The organism is Nocardia neocaledoniensis (assembly GCF_029868625.1).
GTDB lineage: Bacteria > Actinomycetota > Actinomycetes > Mycobacteriales > Mycobacteriaceae > Nocardia > Nocardia neocaledoniensis_A.
This window is the reverse complement of the sequence record NZ_JARWOJ010000049.1, coordinates 1-1,778: the sequence shown is the minus strand read 5'-3', so window position 1 is coordinate 1,778 and position 1,778 is coordinate 1. Positions and strand designations below refer to the sequence as shown.

3 protein-coding genes are annotated in these 1,778 nt (G+C 69.6%); 1 reads left to right on the top strand and 2 read right to left on the bottom strand.

All coding sequences use genetic code 11. From position 1 onward, the window contains the following. Positions 1-175: 175 nt before the first annotated feature. Together pth and QH270_RS02785 are read right to left on the bottom strand one after the other, a co-directional pair. A complete protein-coding gene (pth, locus tag QH270_RS02790) occupies positions 176-754 on the bottom strand; it encodes an aminoacyl-tRNA hydrolase (protein WP_233000718.1) in 579 nt (192 codons plus the stop codon). Between the two features lie 24 nt (positions 755-778). Further along, positions 779-1,393, bottom strand: a complete 615-nt coding sequence (locus tag QH270_RS02785) for a 50S ribosomal protein L25/general stress protein Ctc (RefSeq protein WP_280338742.1) — start codon at positions 1,391-1,393, stop codon at positions 779-781. A 179-nt stretch (positions 1,394-1,572) separates the two neighbouring features. On the opposite strand from QH270_RS02785, the gene QH270_RS02780 reads away from it, so the two are divergent. Further along, positions 1,573-1,778 (top strand): hypothetical protein (locus QH270_RS02780; RefSeq protein WP_280338741.1); only part of this gene is annotated, 206 nt, incomplete at its 3' end.

Below are 1,778 nucleotides of genomic sequence, written 5' to 3'. Positions count from 1 at the left end.
AACTGCTGCTGAAGGTCGGTCTGGAGACGGCCCAGAACTCGTTACATTGAGCGCTGGCGCGCTCGAGTCGCGGCCCGTCCCGTCGATCAGGCGCCGTTTCGCAAGCGACGAAGGAGCGAGAAACGGTGACTGATCGGCGGGACACCAGGGGGCCGCGACTCGAGCGCGCCAGCGCTCAATGTAACGAGTTCTGGGCCGTCTCCAGACCGACCTTCAGCAGCAGTTCCACCGCGTCGGCGGCCTGCTCGACGATCACCGGCACCTCTTTGCGCTCCGGCGCCGCGAACGGCTTGAGCACGTAGTCGGCCGGGTCCTGGCGACCGGGCGGACGGCCGATGCCGATGCGGGTGCGCAAGTAGTCCTTGGTGGTCAGCGCCTGCGAGATCGAGCGCAGCCCGTTGTGGCCGCCCTCGCCGCCGCCCTGCTTGAGCCGGATCGTGCCGAAGGGCAGGTCGAGCTCGTCGTGCACGACGATCACCTGGTCGGCGGGCACCGAGAAGAACTTGGCCAGCGCGGCCACCGGCCGACCGGACAGGTTCATGTAGGTGCGCGGCTTCGCGATCAGGATCTGCCTGCCGTCCAGGCGCGCCTGCAGCAGGTCGGCGCCCGACTTCTTGTGTACGGCGAAACGGCCGCCGACGCGCTCGGCGAGCACGTCGGCGACCAGAAAGCCCACATTGTGGCGGGTGCGCTCGTATTCGGGGCCGGGGTTGCCCAGCCCGATCACGAGTGCGGGCCCGATGGATTCGGTCATCGGCCGAATCGTAGTGCGGGAGTCTTACTCGGACTCTTCGGCGGCCTCGGCCTCGGCGGCGGCGCCTTCGCCCTCTTCGTCCAGGGAGGCGGCGGACGGCGCGGTGATGACGTTGACGATCAGCGCCTCCGCGTCACCGGCCAGGGTGACACCGGCGGGCAGCGCGATGCCGCCGGCCAGGATCTGGGTGCCGGCCTCGACGCCCTCGACCGAGACCTCGATCGACTCGGGCAGCTTCAGCGCGTCGGCCTCGATGGACAGGGTGTTGGCTTCCTGGGTGACCAGGGTGCCCGCGGCGGCATCGCCGGTGACGACGACGTTGACGTCGGTGACGACGCGCTCGCCGCGCTTGACGATCAGCAGGTCGGCGTGCTCGATGTAGCGGCGGATCGGGTGGACCACGACCGACTTGGTCATCGCGAGCTGCTGCTTGCCGTCGACGACGAGGTTCAGGATGGCGTTGGTGCCATGGGTACGCAGGATCGCGGCGAAGGCCTTGGCGTTCAGGCTCAGGTGCTGCGGCTCGGCCTGGTGGCCGTACAGCACGGCGGGCACGTTGCCGTCGCGACGGGTACGGCGAGCGGCGCCCTTACCGAATTCGGTGCGGACGGCGGCTTCGATCTGGTTCACGTCGGACATGACTGAATGCGCTCCTACGGCTCTTCCGGGCTGGTCATTTGGGGCGACCCATCGAGGGGGTCAATGTCTACTCGTCGGACGAAGAACGAACGAGGACGGCCGGAAAGCCGAGCCGCGTCGATCACGGTGAGCGCACAGTGGCGCACACCCTCGCCGAGACAACCCGACAACCATACCGCATGGACCACCTCACCCCGAAAACCCACCCCGCGCCGGTCAGTGATACAACAAGCTCAGACAAAGGGCGCAACGACCGCACCCTCCCCCCAGCCCCGCACGACCCGACCTCGAGGAGGGTCCGCCGACGCAGTCGGCGGGTGGGGGGCGGGGGGGGGGGGGGGGGGGGGGGGGGGGGGGGGGGGGGGGGGGGGGGGGGGGGGGGGGG